Origin of the sequence: Streptomyces sp. NPDC051183 (genome assembly GCF_040682455.1) — a bacterium.
GTDB lineage: Bacteria > Actinomycetota > Actinomycetes > Streptomycetales > Streptomycetaceae > Streptomyces.
The window spans coordinates 73,174-95,428 of record NZ_JBFBBA010000028.1 but is presented as its reverse complement, the minus strand read 5'-3'; the positions used below and the strand labels follow the sequence as shown (position 1 = coordinate 95,428).

At 71.9% G+C, this 22,255-nt stretch carries 19 protein-coding genes; 8 read left to right on the top strand and 11 right to left on the bottom strand.

The window, feature by feature from the left end:
* Positions 1-477 precede the first annotated feature (477 nt).
* The 6 genes from AB0M99_RS24100 to ssd are packed head-to-tail and all read right to left on the bottom strand — an operon-like array spanning position 478 to position 5,069.
* Complete coding sequence (locus AB0M99_RS24100) at positions 478-837, bottom strand: TadE family type IV pilus minor pilin (RefSeq protein ID WP_365923669.1); 360 nt, start codon at positions 835-837, stop codon at positions 478-480.
* 16 nt (positions 838-853) lie between these two features.
* Positions 854-1,051 carry a DUF4244 domain-containing protein gene (locus tag AB0M99_RS24095; protein WP_365923667.1) on the bottom strand — a complete coding sequence of 66 codons (198 nt, stop codon included), beginning with the start codon at positions 1,049-1,051 and terminating at the stop codon, positions 854-856.
* 49 nt (positions 1,052-1,100) lie between these two features.
* On the bottom strand, positions 1,101-1,877 hold the full coding sequence (locus tag AB0M99_RS24090) for a type II secretion system F family protein (protein WP_365923665.1): 777 nt from the start codon (positions 1,875-1,877) through the stop codon (positions 1,101-1,103).
* The gene (locus tag AB0M99_RS24085; protein ID WP_365923663.1) at positions 1,877-2,761 is read right to left on the bottom strand and encodes a type II secretion system F family protein; all 885 of its coding nucleotides are present in this window, start codon (positions 2,759-2,761) and stop codon (positions 1,877-1,879) included. The genes AB0M99_RS24090 and AB0M99_RS24085 overlap by 1 nt, the downstream gene beginning before the upstream one ends.
* A complete protein-coding gene (locus AB0M99_RS24080) occupies positions 2,758-3,906 on the bottom strand; it encodes a TadA family conjugal transfer-associated ATPase (protein ID WP_365923661.1) in 1,149 nt (382 codons plus the stop codon). The genes AB0M99_RS24085 and AB0M99_RS24080 overlap by 4 nt, the downstream gene beginning before the upstream one ends.
* The gene (ssd, locus tag AB0M99_RS24075; RefSeq protein WP_365923703.1) at positions 3,903-5,069 is read right to left on the bottom strand and encodes a septum site-determining protein Ssd; all 1,167 of its coding nucleotides are present in this window, start codon (positions 5,067-5,069) and stop codon (positions 3,903-3,905) included. Before ssd ends, AB0M99_RS24080 begins: the two co-directional genes overlap by 4 nt.
* 502 nt (positions 5,070-5,571) lie before the next feature.
* On the opposite strand from ssd, the gene AB0M99_RS24070 reads away from it, so the two are divergent.
* The gene (locus AB0M99_RS24070; protein ID WP_365923659.1) at positions 5,572-6,444 is read left to right on the top strand and encodes an HAD-IB family hydrolase; all 873 of its coding nucleotides are present in this window, start codon (positions 5,572-5,574) and stop codon (positions 6,442-6,444) included.
* A gap of 424 nt (positions 6,445-6,868) precedes the next feature.
* On the opposite strand, the gene AB0M99_RS24065 is transcribed toward AB0M99_RS24070, so the two are convergent.
* Positions 6,869-7,726 (bottom strand): oxidoreductase, encoded by an 858-nt coding sequence (locus tag AB0M99_RS24065; protein ID WP_365923657.1) that lies wholly within the window; start codon positions 7,724-7,726, stop codon positions 6,869-6,871.
* A 109-nt stretch (positions 7,727-7,835) separates the two neighbouring features.
* Here AB0M99_RS24065 and AB0M99_RS24060 point away from each other — a divergent pair, with 109 nt between their 5' ends.
* Positions 7,836-8,864 carry an ATP-binding protein gene (locus AB0M99_RS24060; RefSeq protein WP_365923655.1) on the top strand — a complete coding sequence of 343 codons (1,029 nt, stop codon included), beginning with the start codon at positions 7,836-7,838 and terminating at the stop codon, positions 8,862-8,864.
* Here AB0M99_RS24060 and AB0M99_RS24055 read toward each other — a convergent pair.
* Entirely contained in the window at positions 8,818-10,110 is a 1,293-nt protein-coding gene (locus AB0M99_RS24055; RefSeq protein WP_365923653.1) for a hypothetical protein, read from the bottom strand. The two genes, AB0M99_RS24060 and AB0M99_RS24055, sit on opposite strands and share 47 nt — an antisense overlap.
* Before the next feature lie 245 nt (positions 10,111-10,355).
* Between AB0M99_RS24055 and AB0M99_RS24050 the strand changes: the two genes are divergently transcribed.
* The 5 genes from AB0M99_RS24050 to AB0M99_RS24030 all read left to right on the top strand — a co-directional run bounded on the left by AB0M99_RS24050 (position 10,356) and on the right by AB0M99_RS24030 (position 18,059).
* Positions 10,356-12,749, top strand: coding sequence for a SulP family inorganic anion transporter (locus AB0M99_RS24050; protein ID WP_365923651.1), 2,394 nt, complete (start codon positions 10,356-10,358; stop codon positions 12,747-12,749).
* A 166-nt stretch (positions 12,750-12,915) separates the two neighbouring features.
* Complete coding sequence (acs, locus tag AB0M99_RS24045; protein ID WP_365923649.1) at positions 12,916-14,913, top strand: acetate--CoA ligase; 1,998 nt, start codon at positions 12,916-12,918, stop codon at positions 14,911-14,913.
* Between the two features lie 235 nt (positions 14,914-15,148).
* Positions 15,149-16,582: a Na+/H+ antiporter NhaA gene (gene nhaA, locus AB0M99_RS24040; protein ID WP_365923647.1), complete on the top strand. Its 1,434-nt coding sequence runs from the start codon at positions 15,149-15,151 to the stop codon at positions 16,580-16,582.
* Between the two features lie 62 nt (positions 16,583-16,644).
* Positions 16,645-17,103: a phage holin family protein gene (locus AB0M99_RS24035; protein WP_365923645.1), complete on the top strand. Its 459-nt coding sequence runs from the start codon at positions 16,645-16,647 to the stop codon at positions 17,101-17,103.
* Positions 17,100-18,059, top strand: coding sequence for an alpha/beta hydrolase (locus AB0M99_RS24030; RefSeq protein WP_365923643.1), 960 nt, complete (start codon positions 17,100-17,102; stop codon positions 18,057-18,059). The genes AB0M99_RS24035 and AB0M99_RS24030 overlap by 4 nt, the downstream gene beginning before the upstream one ends.
* Positions 18,060-18,374: 315 nt before the next feature.
* Here the strand turns inward: AB0M99_RS24030 and AB0M99_RS24025 are convergent, their stop codons facing one another.
* The 3 genes from AB0M99_RS24025 to nth all read right to left on the bottom strand — a co-directional run bounded on the left by AB0M99_RS24025 (position 18,375) and on the right by nth (position 21,294).
* Positions 18,375-19,577, bottom strand: a complete 1,203-nt coding sequence (locus AB0M99_RS24025) for a MarP family serine protease (protein WP_365923641.1) — start codon at positions 19,575-19,577, stop codon at positions 18,375-18,377.
* Positions 19,578-19,590: 13 nt separating this feature from the next.
* Positions 19,591-20,307, bottom strand: coding sequence for a CoA pyrophosphatase (locus AB0M99_RS24020; RefSeq protein ID WP_365923639.1), 717 nt, complete (start codon positions 20,305-20,307; stop codon positions 19,591-19,593).
* 99 nt (positions 20,308-20,406) lie between these two features.
* Positions 20,407-21,294 (bottom strand): endonuclease III, encoded by an 888-nt coding sequence (nth, locus tag AB0M99_RS24015; protein ID WP_365923637.1) that lies wholly within the window; start codon positions 21,292-21,294, stop codon positions 20,407-20,409.
* Between the two features lie 254 nt (positions 21,295-21,548).
* Here nth and AB0M99_RS24010 point away from each other — a divergent pair, with 254 nt between their 5' ends.
* Positions 21,549-22,223 carry a Crp/Fnr family transcriptional regulator gene (locus AB0M99_RS24010; RefSeq protein WP_003981529.1) on the top strand — a complete coding sequence of 225 codons (675 nt, stop codon included), beginning with the start codon at positions 21,549-21,551 and terminating at the stop codon, positions 22,221-22,223.
* The last annotated feature ends 32 nt before the right edge of the window (positions 22,224-22,255 follow it).

Here is a 22,255-nt window from a genome sequence, read left to right as displayed (position 1 = left end):
CCCAGCCCGCGGTCCAGGCCACAACCCGGCCCACAGAACGCCCCCAGGACCAGTTCACGGCGCGACTCAGGGCCCGGCCCGCAGACCGGACCCCGGGGCGGCCCATGGGCGACCGGCCCGGGGTCCGGTTGGCGGTCCAATCCACGGACCAGCCCAAGGGCCAGTCCGCAGCCCGGCTGACGGACCAACACACGGCCCAGCCCCGGGACCGGTTCGGGCCCCGGCCCGCTGCCCAGCTCAGGGCCCGGCTCGCGGTCCAGCCCTGACCCTCATTCGGGGACCGGCCCCCGGACCACCTCACAGCCCGTTTCAGGGGCCAGGTCACGGCCCGGCCCGGGGACCGGTTCGGGTTCAGGACCGCCGCCCCGCTCAGGGCCCGGCTCGGGGGCCAGCACGCGGCGCTGCCCACGGAACGGCCCGGGGGCCAGGTCACGGCGCGGCTCGGGCGGCAGGGTGCCGGGTTGGTTACGCGTCTGGTCATGGCGGTGGTCCCACGGTGTCTTCGGCCAGGGATACCGCCTGGGCGCCGAGGTGGACCGTGAGGCCGCGTGGACCCGGGGCGGGGGCTGACACGCGGACGCGCCACAGGTCGCCCGTCCGCTCCACCCTGACCTCGGCGCCCGGCGGGGCGGCCGCCTCGGCCGCCGCCACCGTCACCTCCGCCGGCTCCGCGCGGGCCGCCGCCCGGGCACCGGCCCGCGCGGCGTCCACGCACCGGATCTGCGCGGCGGCCGCCATCAGCGCCCACACGAGCAGCGCCGCGAACAGCACCAGCGCCGGGATCACCAGGGCGGCCTCCGCCGTCACATAGCCCCGGTCGTCCCTCCCGCCCCGCATTCCCCGTGAGTTTCGCTCAGAACGGCACATCGAGAGCCTTCCCGATGGTCGATTGGAGCGCCGTGGAGACCACCTCGCTCGTCACCACCTTGTACAGAACGGCCGCGAATGCACACGCCGCGATCGTGCCCATGGCGTATTCCGATGTCGACATTCCCGCATCTCCGCCACGGCCCGTCAGCGCCGCCCGTACGCGAGACCAGATGATCCTCATGCCAACCTCCTGTTGATTCAGCTTCTTGACGTGATTTCAGATTTGGATTTCAGGTGTTCGAGAGGAGGCCCGAAGCCATACCGATCACCACCGGCGCCACTCCGATCGCAAGAAATGCAGGGAGGAAGCACAGCCCCACCGGCGCGGTGACGAGCACCGCCGCCCGCTGCGCGCGGGCGCCCGCCAGCCGGGTCCGGTCCGCCCGCAGCGCCCCCGCCAGCCGGGAGACCGGCTCCGCCGCCGGCGCACCCGTCCGGGCGGACCGCTCCAGACACTCGGCGAGCGCCCTGGCGCCCGGCATCTCCGCCAACCTGCCCCACGCGGCGCCCGGTTCCCCGCCGAGCCGCAGCTCCGCCCCGGCCAGGGACAGCCGCTCGCCCACGGGGCCACCCAGGGACTCCCCCACCACCTCGGCGGCCTCCACGGGCCCGGCTCCCGCCGCCAGGCAGGCGGCCAACAGGTCCGCCGCGAACGGCAACTGGTGCTCCGCCTCCTTCGGGTCCACCCCGGCAGGCGGCCGCGGGCGGCCCGACCACCACCGCACCCCGAAGGCCGCCGCGCACCCGACCGCCACCCCCGCGAACCCGCCGATCAGCACCCAGCCCGCCGCCAGGGCCCCGGCCGGCCCCGCCCAGGCGGCCGCCGCAGCCCGTATCCGGGGCCCGAACACCACTCGTTTCCGAGCTGGTTGCGTCGCGAGCAGGGCGCAGACCCGCCGCCGGGCGACCCGCTCCCGGGCTCTGCCCGCCCAGGCCGTCGCCACGCACAGCACTACCGCCGCGAGGCACAGCGCCGTCCCCAGCCTGTGGACCGTAAAGCCGCCCATCACCGCTCCCCCGCCCGCACGATGCGCCGGCACCACAGCAGTCCCAGCACCTCCAGCACCCCGCCCGCCAGCAGGCAGCCCCACCCCACGGGCGTGTGGAGCAGCACCCGCAGCGGATCCGCCCCCAGCCCGATGCCGATCAGCAGCGCCACCACCGGCAGCAGGGCCAGCACCGCCGTCGTCGATCTCGCCCCCGCCAACTGGGCCCGCAGCGACTCCTCCCGGTCCCGCTCGGCCCGCAGCGCAGCCTCCAGCCGGTCCAGCCCGGCGGCCAGCCCGGCGCCCCCGTCCACCGAGACCCGCCAGCAGGCCGCCATCCCGGCCAGCCCCTCCGCGCCGGGCTCCCGGGCCGCCTGTCGCAGGGCCCCGGGCACCTCCCCGCCGAACGTCGCGGCCGCCAGCACGGCAGCTTCCGCCCCGCCCGGCCCACCGGGCACCGCGACCGTCCGGCGCAGCGCCGCGGTCAGCGCCTGGCCCGGCTGCGCCCCGGCCCGTAGCTCACCCACCACCGCACCGCACAGGGCCGCCACCTCCGCGGCCCTCGCCGCACGGGCGCGCTCCCGCTCCCGGGCCCGCAGCCAACGCCGCACCAGCGGCAGCGCCACGGCGCCCGCCACGAGCGGAATCACCGACCCGCCCAGCAGCCCGAGCACCAGCCCGGCCCCGAGGCAGGCCCACTCCCGCCACCGCGCGGCCCGTACCCGTACGCCGATCACCAGCCGCTCCCAGCGCACCGGCCCGCTCGGAACCACCGGTCCCGCGCCGGCCAGCACCATCCGGGTCCGCCGGGAGACCCGGTCGCCCCCGGCCAGCGTCCAGGCGGCCGCCCCGGCGCACAGCACCCCGGCGAAGACCGGCACCGGCACCCCCGCGACGGCGCTCACCGGGCACCGCCCAGCAGCGGGCGCAGCCGCTCCCAGCCCCGCTCCCGTACGAACCCGCGCGCGGCCCAGCGCAGCGCCGGTACGGTGACCACCAGCCCGGCGGCGTCCCGCTGGAGCACATGCACCTCGGCGACCCGGCGCCGGCCGGCCCGGTCCCGGACCAGGTGCACCACCAGGGTGAGCGCGGCCGCCAACTGGCTGTGCAGGGCGGCCCGGTCGAGCCCCGCGGCCGTCCCGAGCGCCTCCAGCCGGGCCGGGACGTGCGCCGCGGCATTGGCGTGGACCGTGCCGCAGCCGCCTTCGTGGCCGGTGTTCAGCGCGGCCAGCAGATCCGCCACCTCGGCGCCCCGCACCTCGCCGACGACCAGCCGGTCCGGGCGCATCCGCAGCGCCTGGCGGACCAGATCCGCGAGGGTGACCAGGCCCGCCCCCTCCTGGTTGGCCGGGCGGGTCTCCAGCCGCACCACATGCGGGTGGTCGGGGCGCAACTCGGCCGAGTCCTCGGCCAGTACGATCCGCTCACCGGGCCCGACGAGCCCCAACAGGGCACTGAGCAGAGTGGTTTTGCCGGTGCCGGTCCCTCCGGAGACGAGGAACGACAGCCGGGCCTCGATCATGTCCCGCAGCAGTCGCTGCCCACCGGGCGGAAGCATTCCCGCCGCCACCAGTTCCTCCAGGGTGAACGCCCTCGGCCGCACCACCCGCAGCGACAGGCAGGCCGACCCGACGGCCACCGGCGGCAGCACCGCATGCAGCCGGGTGCCGTCCGGCATCCGGGCGTCCACCCAGGGCCGGGCGTCGTCGAGGCGCCGTCCCGCGACGGCGGCGAGCCGCTGGGCGAGCCTGCGCACGGCCTCGGTGTCCGCGAAGGTCACCGGAGTCAGCTCCAGCCCGCCGCCGCGGTCCACCCACACCCGGTCGGGTGCGGCCACCAGCACATCGGTGACCTCGGGGTCGGCGAGCAGCGCCTCCAGCGGTCCCGCACCGACCAGTTCGGAGCGCAACTCGGCGGCCACACCCAGCACTTCGGCGTCGCCCAGCAGTCGGCCCTGCTCCCGCAGGGCCGCCGCGACCCGGGCCGGGGTCGGATCCGCCCCGCTCTCGGCGAGCCGCCGGCGCACCGCGTCCAGCAGCACGGCGCTCATGCCGTCACCCCCTGGGCGGAGCCGAGCACCCGCTGCCAGAAGCCGTCGCAGAACCGGGCCAGCGCACCGCGCCCCTGCGCACCCGGCGGTTCCCCCTCGGCCACCCGCCCCGGGAGCCCCACCTCGACCGGCACCTCACCGGCCAGCGGCGCCCCCAGCAGCCCGGCCACCGCCTCGGCGTCGAGTCCGCCGGGTCCGCGGCCCCGTACGACGACGCGTACGTCCCGGGCCACCATCCGCACCCCCGCAGCCACCCGGCCCGCCGCGGCCACCGCCCGCAACTCGCCCGGGACCACCATCAGCACCAGGTCCAGCTGCGCCAGCACCTCGGCCACGGCCTCGTCCACCCGGCGGGGCAGGTCCACCACCACGACCCCTCCGCGCCGGCGTGCGGCGGCGACCACCGACCGCATGGCGGCGGGCGGCACCACCACCCGGTCCCCGCGGTCCCAGCTGAGCACCCGCAGGGCGTGCAGTTCGGGTAGCGACTCTTCCAGGGCTCCGGCGCCGACCCGGCCCCTGGAACCGGCGAAGTCCGGCCAGCGCAGCCCCTCGGCGGCTTCACCCCCGAGCAGTACGTCCATGCCCCCGCCGAGGGGGTCGCCGTCGATGAGGATGGTCCGCTCCCCCGCTCGGGCGGCGCGCAGGGCCAGCGCGCAGGCGAGGGTGGAGGCTCCGGCTCCGCCGCTGCCGCCGATCACCCCGACGGCCAGCGCGGGCCGCCCGGCCCCTTCCACCACATCGGCAATGCGGTCCACGAGCAGGCCCTCGGCGTCGGGCAGCCGGAGCACTTCCTCGGCACCGATCTCCAAGGCCCGCTGCCACACGAGGGGATCGTCGAGCTCCCGGCCGACGAGGAACACCCCGTCCCGCCTCGGGGCCCCGCGCACGCGCCGGGCGGCGTCGTCCCCGACCAGGACGAGCGGCGCCGACTCCCAGCCGGCATCGCCGCCGCTCCCACCACCGCTCCCACCACCGCCGGCATCACCACTCACACCGGTCCCGGCTCCGCTCTGCCCCGGCACCGCATGGTGCACGTGCGGCTCGGCACCCGCGGCGGCGCACAGCCGCAACAGGTCGTCCAGCAGCACGGGGTCCTCGGTGATGATCAGTGGTCGTCCGCCACCGGGTGCCGTACGGCCCGCACCCGCGATCCGACCCACCCCGCCCGCCACGACGGCTTCCCGGACTTCCCACGACTTGGATCCAGCCACGATCTCCGCCCCCTTCTCACCGCATATCCAGCACCGCGGACTTCGCGGCCGGAATCACCGTGCCGCGATCAGGAAAAAGAAGTGGATCTTGCTTGAAAACTGTGGACATCCAGCCGGATGTGAATAACTCACTCACCCCAACAGGTGAGTTCCAGAGCGCGGCGGAACCGCTACGCACCGTGACGAGTCTGATCTGGTGAGGGCCTTCGCCGCGCTGGCCCCGACAAGAGGAAGGGCCAGAGGGATGGTCACTTGGGGCCGAAGGCAGGGACGCGAACCGCGTCCGGACATGCGACGACCCCCGCCGGGGGGGAGAGCGGGGGTCGTCCCCACGGTCCGACTCGGGGGGGGAGGAGCCAGACCGGGTTAGCACGGTCGCGAACGATCCGTGACTTCCATGGTGTACCCGAGAGCCTTCTCAGGCAAACCCACGCGCCACACCTTACGCCGAATGGTGGGCGCATATGCTCGGGTCGTGGAAAATCAGCCCTTGCCGCACTCCTTGCCTCGCACCGCAGCCTTCTTCGACCTGGACAAGACGGTCATTGCGAAGTCGAGCACTCTGACGTTCAGCAAGTCCTTCTATCAAGGCGGCCTGATCAACCGGCGAGCCGTGTTGCGCACGGCGTACACCCAGTTCATCTTCCTGGCCGGCGGCGCGGACCACGACCAGATGGAGCGGATGCGGGAGTACCTCTCCGCCCTCTGCAAGGGGTGGAACGTGCAGCAGGTCCGCGAGATCGTCGCGGAAGCCCTGCACGACCTCATCGACCCGATCATCTACGACGAGGCCGCATCCCTCATCGAGGCCCACCACACCGCGGGCCGCGACGTGGTGATCGTGTCCACCTCCGGCGCCGAAGTCGTCGAGCCGATCGGCGAGATGCTGGGCGCCGACAGGGTCGTCGCCACGCGGATGGTCGTGGGCGACGACGGCTGCTTCACCGGCGAGATCGAGTACTACGCCTACGGCCCGACGAAGGCGGAGGCCGTGCGCGAGCTCGCGGAGTCCGAGGGGTACGACCTCGCCCGCTGCTACGCGTACAGCGACTCCGCCACCGACATCCCGATGCTGGAGGCGGTGGGGCACCCCCACGCGGTCAATCCCGACCGGGCGCTGCGGCGCGAGGCGTCGGCCCGCGAATGGCCGGTACTGGTCTTCAACCGGCCGGTACGGCTGAAGCAGCGGCTGCCCGGGCTGTCGATGCCGGCCCGTCCGGCGCTCGTCGCCGCGGCGGCCGTCGGTGCGGCCGCGGCCACCGCCGGACTGGTCTGGTACGCGAGCCGTCGCCGAGCCGCGCTCGCCGCTGCCGGCTCCGCCTGAGACGCCCCGAGCGACTGCCTGACCTGCGCCGATTTGGGCTGTCCGGTTCGCCCCCGGACGCCCCGTAAAGCAAAGAAATGTGGCCAGGGGTTTCGCTCGGCTCGGAAGCGGAGTACAAAGGAGTCAACGGCCCGCGAGACCAAAGAACATCCGAGAGGATCATCTTTAAAACGCAGTAAGGCCCACGGACCGAAGCATGAACGCCGAGCACCCACGCGACGTCGACCCGTCGATTACGGGCCAGCCGCACCAGGTGACGGGCAAAGTTCCCGACCTGATGGGCAACCATCGAGGACGCTTGGTAACTGGGCGTAAATGCCAGCGGCGACACCAAAGCAAGACGGTGTCGCCGCAACCCTTTGTCAGCCGTCAGCCGTCAGCCGTCAGCGGTCAGCGGTCAGCAGCTACGCCCAGCCGTCAGCGCCTACGCCGCGCCCCGCTGCAGGGCCTCGCACACCGCCGTCGACTCGCGCACACCCAGCTCGATCGCGCGCCCGCAGTGGGCGATCCAGGCGGACATCCCCTCCGCGGTGCCGGACACGTACCCCTCGAAGGCCGCCAGGTAGGCGTCCCGGCCCTGCTCCGCATGGCCCACCTCCGCCGGGCAGATCGCCTTCGGGTCGAGACCGCTGTTGATCAGCACGATCCGCTCGGCCGCACGCGCGACCAGGCCGTTGTACGAGCCGAAGGGACGCAGGGCCAGCAGCTCGCCGTGCACCACCGCCGCCGTGATCAGCGCCGGGGCGGAGCCGCCCGCGATGATCAGCCGGGAGAGCCCGTCCAGCCGGCCCGCGACCTCCTCCGCACTGGGCAGCGGCGCGGTGACGAAGGGCTCGTCCACCGGCTCGCCCGCCAGCCGGGGGCGCCCCACCGCATCGCCGTCCGCGGTCGACCCCGAGGCCACGAGGTGCAGCCGCGCCAGGACCCGCAGCGGCGACTGGCGCCAGATGCTGAGCAGTTGCCCCGCCTCGGCCGTGAGGCGCAGCGCCGCGCCCACCGTGCGCGCCTCGGCCTCCGCTCCGAAGTCGGTCCGGCGGCGCACCTCCTCCAGTGCCCAGTCCGCCCCGGACAGCGCCGCGCTCCCGCGCGCACCGCGCAGTGCGGCTTCCGAGGTGATCTCCCCGCTGCGGCGGCGCATGACCCGGTGCCCGTACACCCGGTCCACGGCCTTGCGTACGGAATCCACGGACTCGGCGACACCGGGAAGCGCGCCCAGCGGGGCCAGCGGGTCGGCGGCCGCGGCCGAGGCGGCGCGGGCGGCGGAGTCAGAAGCACTACTCATAAGTAGGGAGCCTACGCACTGCGCCCCCATAGCACCGACCCCTCCTTGGAGTGGTCTTCTTCACTTACCGGGACAACCCAAAGCGACCAATCCACTACGCTTCGTGAACATGAAGATCGCTTTCGTGGGAAAGGGCGGCAGCGGCAAGACCACGCTGTCCTCCCTCTTCATCCGCCACCTCGCCGCCAATGAGGCCTCCGTCGTCGCGGTGGACGCCGACATCAACCAGCACCTGGGCGCCGCGCTCGGACTCAGCGAGGACGAGGCGGCCGCGCTGCCCGCCCTGGGCGCACACCTGCCCTTGATCAAGGACTACCTCCGCGGCTCCAACCCGCGGATCGCGTCCGCGGACTCGATGATCAAGACCACCCCGCCCGGTACCGGCTCGCGACTGCTGCGGGTCGGCGAGGACAACCCCGTGTACGAGGCGTGCGCGCGCACGCTGCTGCTCGACGGGGAGCCCGTACGGCTGATGGCCACGGGCCCGTTCACCGAGTCCGATCTGGGAGTGGCCTGCTACCACTCCAAGGTCGGAGCGGTGGAGCTGTGCCTCAACCACCTCGTCGACGGGCCGGACGAGTACGTCGTCGTCGACATGACGGCGGGCTCGGACTCCTTCGCCTCGGGGATGTTCACCCGCTTCGACGTGACCTTCCTGGTCGCCGAGCCGACCCGCAAGGGCGTCTCCGTGTACCGCCAGTACAAGGAGTACGCGCGGGACTTCGGGGTCACGCTCAAGGTGATCGGCAACAAGGTGCAGGGTCCGGAGGACATCGAGTTCCTGCAGGACGAGGTCGGCCAGGACCTGCTGGTCACCGTCGGGCACTCGGACTGGGTGCGGTCGATGGAGAAGGGCCGCCCGGCCGCCTTCGAGCTGCTGGAGGCGAGCAACCGGCTGGCGCTGCAGGCGCTCCAGGACGCGGCCGACGACTCGTACGCGCAGCGCGACTGGGTCCGGTACACCGAGCAGATGGTGCACTTCCACCTGCGCAACGCGGAGAGCTGGGGCAACGCGAAGACGGGGGTCGACCTGGCGGACCAGATCGACCCCGGTTTCGTCCTGCGGGAAATCGTCGCCGCGGAGGACCTCGTCAGTCCTCGCTCTGACTCTCGTCGGCCGACTCCTCAGCCGGCTTGACCCCGGCGGGGGCGACCGGCGGCGCCGGCGGCCCCACCGTCAGGAACTTCGTCCAGCCCTCCTTCGGCGCCTGGCCGACATCGAGCGTGCGCATCCACTCCAGGGTCTTGGGGTCCTGGGCGTCCAGCCAGTCGGCCAGCTCGCGGAAGGGCACGCAGCGGACTTCCTTCTGCGTGCACATGCCCTTGATGGAGTCCTCGACGGCGCGCATGTAGGTGCCGCCGTTCCAGGACTCGAAGTGGTTGCCGATGATCAGCGGCGCCCGGTTGCCCTGGTAGGTGCGCTCGAAGGCCTTCATCAGGCCGTCGCGCATCTGCTCGCCCCAGTACGCGTGCTGCGAGGGGTCGCCCTGCGAGGTCGTACCGGACTGGTTGACCATGTAGTTGTAGTCCATGCTCAGCGTGTCGAAAGCGCGGCCCGGCATGGGCACCAACTGGAGCGGCAGGTCCCAGAGGCCGTCCGTCTTCTTGGGCCAGATCTGCTTGCTGATGCCGCTGGAGTCGTAGCGGAACCCCATGCCCTTCGCGGCCAGCATGAAGTTCTTCTGACCTTCGAGGCAGGGGGTCCGGGCGCCGATGAGCTCCTTGTCATAGTCGAAGGGGAGCGCCTCCATGTCCTTCAGGGCGGCGTTCGTCTTCCAGTTCTTGACGAAGGACTTGGCCTGATTGATCTCGCTCTTCCACTCGTCGACCGACCAGGTGCCGACCCCGCCGTCGGGTCCGCAGAAGTGGCCGTTGAAGTGGGTGCCGATCTCGTTGCCCTCCAGCCAGGCGGCGCGCACCTGGGTGGCGGTGTCCTTGATGCCCTGGAGGTCGCCGAAGCCGATGTCGGAGCGGCCCGGTGAGTGCTGCGGGGCCGTGTAGAGGTCCTTCTTCGCCTCCGGGAGCATGTACACGCCGCTGAGGAAGTACGTCATGCGGGCGTTGTACTTCTTGCCGACCTCACGGAAGTGCGAGAAGAGCCGCTGGCTGTCCTCGCCGGCCCCGTCCCACGAGTACACGACGAACTGCGGCGGCTTCTCGCCGGGCTTGAGCTTCTGCGCCTTCTGTACGTTCGGCTGCGGACCGGTGTACGAGGTCGAGCCGTCGCCGATGAGCCGCTTCACGCTGCCCGGGGCCTCCGGGGCAGCGGCACCCTTCCGTACGGGCGGGGCCTTGGCGGGCTCCGAAGTACTGCACCCCGCAACTCCCAGGACCAGCGCCGAGGCGGCAATGCCACCGGCGATCTTCTTCGTGGCGGCGGTCATCGGGCCACCCCTTCCTCGCGGTTCCTTCGCGGTTCCCTCGCAGGACTTCCGCGCCGCAACGTCCCATGCGGTCCGATTTGAGGAAGGTATGACAAGCCGGACTAAATGCTTAATCACTCCCAAGGGTCAATTCATAGGCCATTTGCCCGTATTACCTACCACAACTCTTTACTCTCCATTACCGTTCATTTACCGAGTGTTGAGACTCCCGCCGCTTCACCCCTCCCACCGAGGAGACGGGACCTATGACAGCCCCAGCCAAAGACTTCAAAGAAGCCAAAGACTTCAAAGACTTCCCTGCCGACCTGTCCGCCTCCATCGCCGTCTTCCTGATCGCCCTGCCGCTGTCCCTCGGCATCGCGCTGGCCACCGGCGCCCCGCTCCAGGCCGGGCTGGTCGCCGCGGCCGTCGGGGGGATCGTGGCCGGGCGGCTCGGCGGCGCACCGCTCCAGGTGAGCGGCCCCGCGGCCGGACTCACCGTCGTCACCGCCGAGCTGATCCAGCACTACGGATGGCGCACCACGTGCGCCATCACCGTGCTGGCCGGCTGCTGCCAGCTCGGGCTGGCCGCCCTGCGCACCGCCCGGTCCGCGCTCATGGTGAGCCCGGCCATCGTGCACGGCATGCTCGCGGGCATCGGCGTGACCATCGCGCTGGCCCAGCTGCACATCGTGCTCGGCGGCACCCCTCAGAGCTCCGCCATGGCCAACGTCCTCGGGCTGCCGGGCCAGTTGGCCGACCTGCACCCCGCCGCCCTCGGCGTCAGCGCGCTCACCCTGGTGGTGCTGCTCGGCTGGCCGCGGCTGCCCGGACGGGCCGGGCGCGCCCTGCGCAAGGTGCCGGCCGCGCTCGCCGCCGTCGCCACGGCCACCGCCTTCGCCGCGCTCGCAGGGCTCACCCTGCCCCGCGTGGACCTGCCGTCCTGGCGCAGCCACGCACTGCCCGAGCTGCCCGAGGGGCCGGTCCTCGGCATCATCGCCGCCGTCCTGACCATCACCCTGGTCGGCAGCGTGGAGTCCCTGCTGTCCGCGGTCGCCACCGACAAACTGATCGCCTCCGAGCGGGCCACGGGCAACCGCCCCGCGCGGGCCGACCTCAACCGCGAACTGCGCGGCCAGGGCGCGGCGAACATCGTCTCCGGGGCGCTGGGCGGCCTGCCCATCACGGGTGTGGCCGTCCGCAGCGTGGCAAACGTCAAGTCCGGTGCGGCGAGCCGGAGGTCGGCCATGCTGCACGGCTTCTGGATCCTGCTCGCGGCCGCGCTGCTGGTCCCCGTGCTCGACCTGATCCCGCTCGCCGCGCTGGCCGCCCTCGTGATGGCCGTCGGCGTGCAGATGGTCAGCATCACGCACCTGCGTACAGTCACCCGGCACCGCGAGGCCCTGGTGTACGCGACCACGATCGCGGCCGTCGTGATCGGCGGGGTCCTGGAGGGCGTCGCCATCGGCGTCGCGGTCGCCGTCGCGCTGGCCCTGCACCGGCTCGCCCGGACCCGCATCACCGTGGAGGAGCTCGAAAGCGGCGTCCACCGGGTGTGGGCGTGCGGGCAGTTGACCTTCCTCGCGGTACCGCGGCTGAGCCGCGTTCTGAACCAGATCCCGCACACCGCGCACACGGTCATCGAGCTGGACGGCTCGTTCATCGACCACGCCGCCTACGAGACGCTCCACGACTGGCAGGAGTCCCACCTGGCCCACGGGGGCTCGGTGGAGATCACCGGCCGCTCGGGAGCCCGGATCGCCGAGGTCGAGCGGGAGCGCGCGGAGGCCGAGCTCGCGGGCGGCCGGCGCGGAGCCCACCACTGCTGTCGGCCCTGGACCCCCTGGCAGAACCACTGCGACCACCGGCACACGGCTCCCCGTACGACGAGCCCGGAGGCGGGCACCGAGGCGAAGGCGGACCCCGAGGCCGCCGGGACCGCCGAAGCCGCCGAGCCGGTCGCCACCGCGCAGCCCCGCGGCCGGGGGCGGGGCGCCGGCCAACTGGCCAACGGAATCAGCGCCTTCCAGCGGGACACCGCGCCCCGCGTGCGGGACGAGCTGGCCCGGCTGGCGCGCGAAGGGCAGCGGCCCTCGCAGCTCTTCCTCACCTGTGCGGACTCCCGCCTGGTGACCAGCATGATCACGGCCAGCGGCCCCGGCGACCTGTTCACCGTCCGCAACGTCGGCAACCTCGTACCGCTGCCGGGCGCCGAGTCCACTGATGATTCGGTCGCGGCAGCCATCGAATACGCCGTAGACGTGCTCAAGGTCGACAGCATCACCGTGTGCGGGCACTCGGGCTGCGGAGCCATGCAGGCGCTGCTCAACTCCTCGCCCGGGGCACCGATGACCCCGCTGCACCGCTGGCTGCGGCACGGGCTGCCCAGCCTGGAGCGGATGGGCAGCCGTCACCACGCCTGGGCCCGCATCGCGGGCCGGCTCCCGGCGGACGCCGTGGAGCAGCTGTGCCTGACCAATGTGGTGCAGCAGCTGGAGCACCTGCGGGCACACGAAGCGGTGGCCAGGCGGTTGGCGGAGGGCACGCTGGAGCTGCACGGGATGTACTTCCACGTGGGCGAGGCGCAGGCGTATCTGCTCTCCGAGGGCGAGGACTACTTCGACTGCCGCGTGTTCGACAGCGTCGGCCAGCGCGCCTGAACCGATACTCTCCGGTATCCGTGCCACAGAGTGGCCCCTTCCCGCACCCTGCAGCGGGAAGGGGCCACTCGCGCGTGGAGCGCGCGATCGGAGCGGGGTAGCCGTGATATAGGTCTAAACCAATTTCCGGCCACCCCTTGCCACCAGGCCCTGTGACTGATGAGCTATGCCCGGGGACACAACGGACACCCTGGGAAAGGGAGATGTCGTGAGCAACGAAAGCCTGGCCAACCTGTTGAAGGAGGAGCGTCGGTTCGCTCCTCCTGCCGACCTGGCCGCCGCAGCCAACGTGACAGCGGCTGCGTACGCACAGGCCGACGAGGACCGGCTGGGCTTCTGGGCCGAGCAGGCCCGGCGGCTGACCTGGGACACCGAGCCCACCGAGACGCTCGACTGGAGCAACCCGCCCTTCGCGAAGTGGTTCGCGGACGGCAAGCTGAACGTCGCGTACAACTGCGTGGACCGCCACGTCGAGGCCGGCAACGGCGACCGCGTCGCCATCCACTTCGAGGGCGAGCCCGGCGACAGCCGCTCGATCACCTACGCCGAGCTCAAGGACGAGGTGTCCAAGGCCGCCAACGCCCTGACCGAGCTCGGCGTACAGGCCGGCGACCGGGTCGCCGTCTACCTCCCGATGATCCCCGAGGCGGTCGTCGCGATGCTCGCGTGCGCCCGCGTCGGCGCCGCGCACTCGGTGGTCTTCGGCGGCTTCTCCGCCGACGCCGTCGCCTCCCGCATCCAGGACGCGGACGCCAAGCTGGTCATCACCGCCGACGGCGGCTACCGCCGCGGCAAGCCCTCGGCCCTCAAGCCCGCCATCGACGAGGCCGTCGGCAAGTGCCCGCAGGTCGAGCACGTCCTCGTGGTACGGCGCACCAACCAGGACACCGCCTTCACCGAGGGCCGCGACATCTGGTGGGACGAGCTCGTCGGCCGCCAGTCCGCCGAGCACACCCCGCAGGCCTTCGACGCCGAGCACCCGCTCTTCATCCTCTACACCTCGGGGACCACGGGTAAGCCCAAGGGCATCCTGCACACCTCCGGCGGCTACCTCACGCAGGCCGCGTACACCCACCACGCGGTGTTCGACCTGAAGCCGGAGAGCGACGTCTACTGGTGCACCGCCGACATCGGCTGGGTGACCGGGCACTCGTACATCGTCTACGGGCCGCTCGCGAACGGCGCCACGCAGGTCATGTACGAGGGCACGCCGGACACCCCGCACCAGGGCCGGTTCTGGGAGGTCGTGCAGAAGTACGGCGTCACCATCCTCTACACCGCGCCCACGGCCATCCGTACGTTCATGAAGTGGGGCGACGACATCCCCGCGAAGTTCGACCTGTCGAGCCTGCGCGTGCTGGGCTCGGTCGGCGAGCCGATCAACCCCGAGGCCTGGATCTGGTACCGCAAGCACATCGGCGGCGACCGCTGCCCGATCGTGGACACGTGGTGGCAGACCGAGACCGGCGCGATGATGATCTCCCCGCTGCCGGGCGTCACCGAGACCAAGCCGGGCTCTGCGCAGCGCGCACTGCCGGGCATCTCCGCCACCGTCGTGGACGACGAGGCGAACGAGGTGCCGAACGGCGGTGGCGGCTACCTGGTCCTCACCGAGCCGTGGCCGTCGATGCTGCGCACCATCTGGGGCGACGACGAGCGGTTCATCGACACCTACTGGTCGCGCTTCGAGGGCAAGTACTTCGCGGGCGACGGCGCCAAGAAGGACGACGACGGCGACATCTGGCTGCTCGGCCGGGTGGACGACGTGATGCTGGTCTCCGGCCACAACATCTCGACCACCGAGGTCGAGTCGGCGCTCGTCTCGCACCCCTCGGTCGCCGAGGCCGCCGTGGTCGGCGCCACCGACGAGACCACCGGCCAGGCCATCGTGGCCTTCGTCATCCTGCGCGGCAGCGCCTCCGAGACTGAGACGCTGGTCGCGGAGCTGCGCAACCACGTGGGCGCCACGCTCGGCCCGATCGCCAAGCCGAAGCGGATCCTGCCGGTGCAGGAGCTGCCGAAGACCCGCTCGGGCAAGATCATGCGGCGTCTGCTGCGCGATGTCGCCGAGAACCGCGCGGTCGGTGACGTCACCACGCTCGCGGACTCCTCGGTGATGGACCTGATCCAGAGCAAGCTCCCGGCCGCCGGCAACGAGGACTAGGCACCGGCAAGACACCGGCAGGGCACCGGAACACCAGTAGGACACGGTGGGAGGGGGCATCCGACGCATCGCGCCGGATGCCCCTTTCGCGCATAAAGTGATGATCACCGGATACGCCCCTGCGTGCGCCCTGTAAAGTATTAGAAGCGTAAAGAAATACTCACAGGGTGCGCCGGGAAGTCTGGTCGGCAACGTGCTTCGTCATGCCGTCCAACCCACCCCGGAGGTGCCACCCGTGGCCGCGCCCAACCCCACCGACAACCACCACCGCAAGCTCCTCGGCAGGCTGTCCCTGCCCGAGCGCCGCTTCGTGGCCGACGCACTGCGCGCCGAGACGGTCGGCGGCGTGCTGCTCCTCGTGGCCGCGATCGCCGCCCTCATGTGGGCGAACATCCCCGCGATCTCGGACAGCTACGACAGCGTCCGGTCCTTCCACATCGGCCCGGCCTCGCTCGGTCTGGACCTCTCCCTCCAGCACTGGGCCGCCGACGGCCTGCTCGCGATCTTCTTCTTCGTCGCCGGCATCGAGCTCAAGCGCGAGCTCGTCGCGGGCGATCTGCGCGACGCCAAGGCGGCCGCCCTCCCGGTGATCGCCGCCATCTGCGGCATGGCCGTGCCCGCGCTGGTCTACGTACTGGTCAACGTCCTCGGGAACGGCTCGACCGACGGCTGGGCGGTCCCGACCGCCACCGACATCGCCTTCGCGCTCGCCGTCCTCGCGGTCATCGGCACCTCGCTGCCGTCCGCCCTGCGCGCGTTCCTGCTGACCCTCGCGGTCGTCGACGACCTGTTCGCCATCATGATCATCGCGGTGTTCTTCACCAGCGAGATCAACTTCCTCGCGCTCGGCGGCGCGGTCGTGGGCCTGGCCCTCTTCTGGTTCCTGCTCCGCAAGGGCGTCCGGGGCTGGTACGTCTACCTCCCCCTCGCCCTGGCGATCTGGGGCCTGATGTACAACAGCGGCGTCCACGCCACCATCGCCGGCGTGGCCATGGGCCTCATGCTCCGCTGCCACCGCAAGGACGGCGAGCAGCACTCCCCCGGCGAGCACATCGAGCACCTGGTCCGGCCGGTCTCGGCGGGTCTCGCGGTGCCGCTCTTCGCACTGTTCTCCGCCGGGGTCTCGCTCTCCGACGACTCCATCGGGCAGGTCTTCACCCGGCCCGAGACCCTCGGCGTGGTGCTCGGCCTGGTCGTCGGCAAGACGGTCGGCATCTTCGGCGGCACCTGGCTCGCCGCCCGCTTCACCAAGGCCGAGCTGAACGACGACCTCGCCTGGCCCGACGTGTTCGCCGTGGCCTCGCTCGCCGGAATCGGCTTCACCGTGTCCCTGCTGATCGGCGAGCTCGCCTTCACCGGCGACCAGGTGCTCACCGACGAGGTCAAGGCCGCCGTCCTGATCGGCTCGCTCATCGCCGCCGTCTTCGCGGGCGTCATGCTCAAGCTGCGCAACCGCAAGTACAAGGCGCTCACCGAGGCCGAGGAGCGCGACGAGGACCTCGACGGGATCCCGGACATCTACGAGGAGAACAAGCCCGAGTACCACCTGCGGATGGCGAAGATCTACGAGGAGAAGGCCGCGGAGCACCGCCGCAAGGCCGAGGCGAAGGCGGACGCCGCGGCACGGGCGGCAGCCGGGTCCAGCGCCGACGGCGACCGTCCGGCATGATCTGACTGACGCAGGACCGACGGAGCACAGCCGTCGCCGACGGACGACAGAGGGAGAGAGCGATGAGCGCAGTGGACCAAGAGGCGCAGGGAGCCGAGCGCACACTCGGCCAGCTGGTCGCCTCGGCCACCGCCGAGATGTCCGCCCTGGTGCACGACGAGATCGCCCTCGCCAAGGTGGAGATCAAGCAGGACGTCAAGCGCGCGGGGATCGGCAGCGGCGCCGCGATCGTCGCGGGAGTGCTCGTGCTGTTCTCCCTCCCCGTACTGAGTTTCGCCGCGGCGTACGGGATCCATAACCTCGGTCTCGGGCTCGCCTGGTCCCTTCTCATCGTCGGCGGTGCGTTCTGGCTGCTCGCGGGCCTGATCGGGCTGCTCGCCGTCGCGAAGTTCAAGAAGGTCAAGCCGCCGACGAAGACCATCGACTCGGTCAAGCAGACCGCCGCCCTCGTCGGGACCGTCAAGCCGCACCCGCGGCCGGTGAGTGACAAGGCTGTGGGTGTGGCACGCTCGTCCTCATGACAGCTCCCTCGCCGGACTCCAGCACTCCGCCCACCGCTGCCACGGCGGTCAGGATCGACGTGCCCGGCGGGCGGGCGGTGACGCACCGCGACGTCGCCGCCAACGGCGCGAGGTTCCACGTCGCCGAACTCGGTGACGGGCCGCTGGTGCTGCTCCTGCACGGTTTCCCGCAGTTCTGGTGGACCTGGCGGCACCAACTGGTGGCGCTGGCCGACGCCGGGTACCGGGCCGTCGCCATGGACCTGCGCGGTGTCGGCGGCAGCGACCGCACCCCGCGCGGCTACGACCCCGCCAACCTGGCGCTCGACATCACCGGGGTCGTACGGTCCCTCGGCGAGCCGGACGCCGCCCTCGTGGGGCACGACCTGGGCGGCTACCTCGCCTGGACTGCGGCCGTCATGCGGCCCAAGCTGGTGCGCCGGCTGGTCGTCTCCTCGATGCCGCACCCGCGCCGCTGGCGCTCGGCGATGCTGGCGGACTTCGGGCAGACCCGCGCCAGTTCGCACATCTGGGGCTTCCAGCGGCCGTTCATCCCCGAGCGGCAACTGGTCGCCGACGACGGGGCGCTCGTCGCGGAGCTGATCCGGGACTGGTCCGGCCCCGTGCCGCCCGAGGAGGCCGATCTCGCCGTGTACCGGCGGGCGATGTGCATTCCGTCCACCGCGCACTGCTCCATCGAGCCGTACCGCTGGATGATGCGCTCGATGGCCCGGCCCGACGGGCTCCAGTTCAACCGCCGGATGAAGCGGCCGGTGCGGGTGCCGACGCTGCACCTGCACGGCTCGCTCGATCCGGTGATGCGTACGCGCAGCGCGGCGGGATCCGGGGAGTACGTCGAAGCCCCGTACCGCTGGCGGCTGTTCGACGGCCTGGGGCATTTTCCGCACGAGGAGGACCCGGTCGCGTTCTCCACCGAGCTGGTCAACTGGCTGAAGGACCCCGAGCCGGACCGCTGAGCACCCTCGCGGATCACTCGTACGACCATGTGACAAGCATTCAATTGCCCGGCGCATACGCCAATTGGCCGCCCCCAACGCGGTTACGGACCTTGGGGCACGGGCAGAGCTCGAAGTATGGGCTGGACGCACGACTACGGTGAGACCGCACACGAACGCCGCTCGGCTGCTACGCCGGGCACCCACGAGAGGGCGGGCCGACACGGCCACGACCCCAGACTCGGGATCCCGCGCATCCTGCGCCGCCGGGCCCGCTGGGTCTCGGCCAGGCTCCGGCACCAGCGAACGTAGGAACCGGAACCGCGCCCGTACGGCTCAGAGGGCGCAGCCCTGGGTGTCGACCCGCCGCTCCGCGGTCCTGCCGATCCGGATGTCGTCGCGGACCTCGTCCGCGGTCAGGGCGTAGCCGGTGTTCGGGTCGTCCAGGGACTTCGCGAAGACGACCCCGTACACCTTGCCGTCGGGCGTCAGCAGCGGGCCGCCGGAATTGCCCTGGCGGACCGTCGCGTACAGGGAGTAGACGTCACGGCGGACGGTGCCACGGTGGTAGATGTCCGGGCCGTTGGCGTTGATCCGGCCGCGGACGCGCGCCGACCTGACGTCGTACGAGCCGTTCTCCGGGAAGCCGGCGACGATGGCGTCGCTGCCGCTCGCCGCGTCCTTGTCGGCGAACTCCAGCGCGGGCGCCTTCAGCTTGGGCACGTCCAGGACGGCGATGTCGCGCTCCCAGTCGTAGAGCACGACCTTGCCGTCGTACAGCTTGCCCTCGCCGCCGACCTGCACCGTCGGCTCGCCGACCCCGCCGACGACATGCGCGTTGGTCATCACCTTGCCGGGCGCGAAGACGAAGCCCGTGCCCTCCAGCACCTTGCTGCAGCCGGGCGCGGTGCCGACGACCTTCACGATCGAGCGCTTGGCCTGCTCGGCGACCGGGCTCTGGGCGAGCGCCGGGTCGGGCGCCTTGACCTCGGTGATGGGTTCGTTCGAGAACGGGCTGAAGACCTGCGGGAAGCCGTTGCGCGCCAGCGTGGAACTGAAGTCCGAGAACCAGGTGTTCGCCTGGGCCGGGAGCACCCGCGACACGCCGAGCAGGATTTTGGAGTTGCGGACTTCCTTGCCGAGCGTGGGGAGCGAGGTCCCGGCGAGCGCCGAACCGATCAGCCATGCCACCAGCAGCATCGCGACCACGTTCACCAGGGCGCCGCCGGTCGCGTCGAGCGCGCGGGCCGGGGACCACGTGATGTGGCGCCGGACCCGGTTGCCCAGGTGCGTGGTGAGGGCCTGGCCGATCGAGGCACAGATGATGATCACGACGACGGCGATGACGACGACCGTGGTGGACACCTGGGTGCCGTTGTCGGTCACCCGGTCCCAGATCAGGGGCAGCAGGGACACGGCGACGAGACCACCGCCGAGGAAGCCGATCACCGACAGGATGCCGACGACGAACCCCTGGCGGTAGCCGACGATCGCGAACCACACGGCGGCGAGCAGCAACAGGATGTCCAGCACGTTCACGTGGGCCACCGTCTCATGCGCGCCAGTCGAGCGGGACCTGACGTGATCGGTCCCACGGGCGCTCCCAGCCCGCGAAGTGCAGGATGCGGTCGATCACCCCGGCGGTGAACCCCCAGACCAGAGCCGATTCGACGGCGAAGGCCGGGCCCTGGTAGCCGCCGGGGTGGACGACGGTGACCCGGTGCCCGGGGTCCGCGAGATCGGCCACCGGGACCGTGAACACGCGGGCGGTCTCGGCCGGGTCCACGGCTCCGACCGGGCTGGGGGCGCGCCACCAGCCGAGGACCGGGGTCACGACGAACTCGCTGACCGGGATGTAGAGGCGGGGCAGCACCCCGAAGAGCTGTACGCCGGCCGGGTCGAGGCCGGTCTCCTCCTCGGCCTCGCGCAGCGCGGCGCGCAGCGGGCCGGTGGTGTGCGGGTCGCCGTCCTCGGGGTCGAGGGCGCCGCCGGGGAAGGAGGGCTGGCCGGCATGCGAGCGCAGGCTTCCGGAGCGCTCCATGAGCAGCAGCTCGGGGCCGCGGGGGCCCTCGCCGAAGAGGATCAGCACGGCGGACTGGCGGCCGCGGCCGTCCTCGGGCGGCAGGAAGCGGCTGAGCTGCGTCGGCCGGACGGTGCGCACCGCCTCCACGACGGGGTCGAGCCAGCCGGGCAGGCCGTCGGTGGTGACGGCCGCTTCCCCGCCCTCGCGGGCTCCGGCCGTGGTCTCGCCCTGCGTACCGCGCGTCATAGGCACCCCTGTCCGCGTCTTTCTGTCGACACCGTGTCCCACACCGCCAAACGCGGCCCGGGTACCGATTCGTTCCTACGGCCCTACAGCCCTACAGCCCTACGGCTGCGGCGCCGCTCGCCCGCCCAGCGGCGCCGCCGGGAGGCCCGGGTAGTCCGGGGGCGGGGTCAGGCGCTGGCCCGGCTGGCCGCCCTTCTCGTACTTCAGCAGCTTCCTGGCCTTCTCCGGGTCCGTTTCGCCCTCCCCGTACGCCGGACAGAGCGGGGCGATCGGGCAGGCGCCGCAGGCGGGCTTGCGCGCATGGCAGATCCGGCGGCCGTGGAAGACGACGCGGTGCGAGAGCATCGTCCACTCGCCCTTCGGGAAGATCGCGCAGATCTCCGCCTCGACCTTCTCCGGATCCTCCTGCTCGGTCCACTTCCAGCGGCGCACCAGCCGGCCGAAGTGCGTGTCGACGGTGATCCCCGGGACTCCGAAGGCGTTGCCCAGGACGACATTGGCCGTCTTGCGGCCGACTCCGGGGAGGGTGACCAGGTCCTCGATCCGGCCCGGCACCTCGCCGCCGAAGTCGTCGCGCAGGGCCTGCGAGAGGCCGAGCAGGGACTTGGCCTTCGCCCGGAAGAACCCGGTCGGCCGGATGATCTCCTCCAGATCCTCGGGGGCGGCGGCGGCCATGTCCTCCGGGGTCGGGTAGGCGGCGAAGAGCGCCGGGGTCGTCTGGTTCACGCGCAGGTCGGTGGTCTGCGCGGACAGGACGGTGGCGACCAGCAGCTCGAAGGGATTGCGGAAGTCGAGCTCCGGATGGGCGTACGGATAGATCTCGGCCAGTTCGCGGTTGATGCGGCGGGCCCGCCGGACCATCGACAGGCGCGATTCGGGCCTGGGCGCCTTGGCCGGAGGCTTCGCGGCGGGTTTCTTGGCTGAACCTTTGCCCTGGGGAGGCGATGACGCCGTCCGGGACACCTTCCCGGAGGCTTGTTCGCCCACGGCTGAATTATGGGCCGCCGTCACTCCCGCGGACCCCTTGGCCTGTGCTCTCACCGGCTTGTTGGACACCCGGCCAGCCTAAGGCCGGCCGCTGACACCCGCCCGGACCTCAGGTAACACCACCCCGATTGGTCTCTCACCGCACAGCACACGCGTACGTCCGGCATCCTAGGTAGTGATTGATCGCACTGTTTGAGCCGTCCGGCAAAATGGGAGACCGGTCCCCTGAGCTGGTCGACATAGGAGAGAGACTCGTGGACGACGTTCTGCGGCGCGCCCCGCTCTTCGCGGCGCTCGATGACGAGCAGGCCGCGGAGCTCCGCGCCTCCATGGGCGAGGTGACCCTCGCACGCGGTGACGCCCTGTTCCACGAGGGCGACCCCGGCGACCGGCTGTATGTCGTGACCGAGGGCAAGGTGAAGCTGCACCGCACCTCCCCCGACGGCCGCGAGAACATGCTGGCCGTCCTCGGCCCCGGCGAGCTGATCGGCGAGCTGTCGCTCTTCGACCCGGGCCCGCGCACCGCCACCGCCACCGCCCTGACCGAGGTCAAGCTGCTCGGCCTCGGCCACGGCGACCTCCAGCCGTGGCTCAACGCCCGGCCCGAGGTGGCCACCGCCCTGCTGCGCGCCGTCGCCCGGCGCCTGCGCAAGACCAACGACCAGATGTCCGACCTGGTCTTCTCCGACGTGCCGGGCCGCGTGGCCAGGGCGCTCCTGGACCTGTCGCGCCGCTTCGGCGTGCAGTCCGAAGAGGGCATCCACGTCGTGCACGACCTGACGCAGGAGGAGCTGGCCCAGCTCGTCGGCGCGTCGCGCGAGACCGTGAACAAGGCCCTGGCCGACTTCGCGGGGCGCGGCTGGCTGCGGCTGGAGGCCCGTGCGGTCATCCTGCTGGACGTGGAGCGGCTGGCGAAGCGCTCGCGCTGACGCCGGTACCTGGCGTGTGAAGGGTCCTGCCC